At 38.4% G+C, this 2,637-nt stretch carries 3 protein-coding genes; all 3 read right to left on the bottom strand.

Annotated elements, in window-relative coordinates:
- The coding region (locus IM479_RS01720; RefSeq protein WP_502882659.1) for an Rpn family recombination-promoting nuclease/putative transposase at positions 1 to 388 on the bottom strand (388 nt) is incomplete at its 3' end.
- Between the two features lie 340 nt (positions 389 to 728).
- Complete coding sequence (locus IM479_RS01715; RefSeq protein WP_287687608.1) at positions 729 to 2,150, bottom strand: carotenoid oxygenase family protein; 1,422 nt, start codon at positions 2,148 to 2,150, stop codon at positions 729 to 731.
- 117 nt (positions 2,151 to 2,267) lie between these two features.
- A partial coding sequence (locus IM479_RS01710) for a Uma2 family endonuclease (protein ID WP_287687606.1) occupies positions 2,268 to 2,637 on the bottom strand: 370 nt, incomplete at its 5' end.

The following is a 2,637-nucleotide window of genomic DNA, read 5'->3' as shown; positions in this document are numbered from 1 at the left end:
GAAAATCGACCACATACTGACTAATTGCTGCTCTTTTTGGCTTTGAGTAAGAAAAAATTACAATCGGATAAATCGGTAAGACAAATTTCTCATGAAAGCGAGCAAAATAAGTAAACATTCGCCGATTAAACCACTTGCGGGAACTTTCCTGCGCCTCTACATGAATCAGAAAAAAAGATTCTTTTCCGCGAAACCTAACTTGTGCTACTAAATCGCTTTCATGCTTTTCTCCTTCCGTGACATCGGTAAATACTTCTTTGTCTAAAAAAGTAATCGAGTCCCTATCTAAATAATCGATCAATTGAGGAAAAAATAACTCAATAAATTCGACAAAAAAGGTGGAGATTAACTCCTTAAATAAGCGATCATGGTCAATATTATTAGTCATGTAATATCATCTTAACTAATCTGAGTGATGAATGACTACTCTTCTCTATTATATTCTGAAAAGTCGGTTTTGGCAACGGATTGTTATGACCTCATCCCCTTAACCTACGAGAAGAGGGGGATACTTTCCGCGTTAACCTTTCTCTTTCCACTAAAAACCCCCCCCAAAGCAATCTTACCCCTTGTCATGGCGAAGATGCGATCGCTAACATCAAAGCTAAGCTGTTCGTAATTCAAATTGCTTGGGCCAGACGAGGCACTCTTGCGCTCTTGCACTCTTGCAACAGTAAAGGGATTGGGGGAGATTCGGCTAATCTAAGAATAAGCGATTTAAATACGTCTTAGCTTACTTTTTCTGATTTTTCTTGCCAAGTACCGTGAAAACCAGGGGGGATAACACTAGGTAATTGCAGACAGCAAAGGGGTTCTTTTTCTAACTGCTGACTATCATAAATTCTCACTTGGCTGCTGTGATTATTGCCGTCGTAAACCACGACGATTAACCATCCCGTTTCTGGAGATAAACCATCGGAGACAAAAATCGGTTCACTGCCATAACAGTTATTTTCTAGATAAGCAATAGTTAACTTACCTGTGGAGTGATTATAACAAGCGGGAAGTCCGATAATTTCCCGACGAATATCGCTATCGGGACGATGGACAGCTAAAAAAGTATTTTGCCATTTTTGTCCCACCAGTTGCGGGGAAACCACGGGAAAATCACAGCTTAAATCCGAGAGAATTTCCTGATTAATCACCTTTGCTGATAGGGGATTGATGGTGATACTTGCTAATTTTCCGATGGCTAAGGTTTCGGTTTTACCCGTGGCAACTTCTTTTAAAAATTGATTAGTTTTAAAGTCGTCATAACGGACAAAAACAATTTCAAGATTGCCTTGCTCATTCACACAACCATTAGCGAAGTGCCATTGAAACCATGAATCCGTAACACTTTCACTGACTAATTGCAGAGAATCTCGCTCAAAAATTAGTATTCTTGTTCCTAATTCTGGCTGCCACTGCATGGCATCACTAAAAGTTTTAAATCCCAACAGTATCGATAATTTATCTGCTTTTATCGGTGGGACGAAAAAGACGAGATACTGTCCTGCTAAAACAAAGTCATGCAGCAAAGACAATCTATCTAACTCAAAAGTGTTTTTCTGGATAATTTGACCAGTGGAGTCAGACTTATAGATATTTAAACTAACTTTGGCACTGATTGTCACCCCGAAATTAAAAATCTCTCCTCTGGACAAATCTAGCTTAGGATGAGCGGAAAAAGTTTCCTTTGCTTGTAAGCTAGATAAATTATCTAAGCCTAGGGTTTCTAAAGATTGTAAATCTAATTTATGGGGAAAACCCCCTTCCCAGAGAGCTAATAATTTATCGGGTAAAGCTAACACCGAGGTATTAGCGGCATTTTTTACCTCTTTTCCCCAATTATTCCAAAAGAAGCCGGGGGCATTCATGCCATAATTAGGAAATAAATATTGATTAGCGGCGCTTTCTTGCTGATAACCGGCAGTCTGGACATAACGATAGGTGGCATTGGCTCCCTTATCATGAAAATGTACAGCTAAAACTGCCCCATCTCCGTCAAACCAATGACCAACTTTTTGCTTACCTCTTTCTAATCTCCCCGGACCATTGCGATAGAGACTACCTCGCAATCCGTCAGGAATTTTCCCCGATAATAAGGTTAATTGGGTTTCAGAAAATTCTACTGCTGGTTTTTCTAGAGATTTTGCCCAAGCTTTCATAGATTTGTTTTTTTTAGTGATTACATAGTTAAGTATAGCCCTAGACTAGGTTCAATGACGATAATTTCGGCAGTTTACCAGTTAATTAGTATTCGTCACAACTGATCAATTATATCATTATAAAGTATCGGGATCAATTCCCAGAGAACGGATATATTCAGCTAAACGTTCAGCTTTAAGACGCTCTTGTTCTAATTGTAAACTTGCTTGTTCTAACCTTTGAGATAACTCAATAGAAGTTAAAAATTTCTGACCATCTAAACTATAAATTTCTAACTCATCTTCTGTCAATTCAAATCGGATATTTAACCGAGGACTAACCCATCCCTTAATCTCAGGTATAGAACTTAATAGTCCTTCCTGTCTTAACCATCCTTGAAAATTATGAGAATCTGGATCATAGAGATAGTATTCTTCCACTCCATAACGTTGATAAAAGAGTAGTTTTCGCTCCATTTCTTCTAAACTATTAGAAGGGGAGAGAATT

It is taken from the genome of Microcystis sp. M165S2 (assembly GCF_020245885.1).
In the GTDB taxonomy this organism is placed as follows: Bacteria; Cyanobacteriota; Cyanobacteriia; order Cyanobacteriales; family Microcystaceae; genus Microcystis.
Note: the sequence above shows the minus strand (reverse complement) of the source record. Positions and strands in the feature narration are given on the sequence as shown.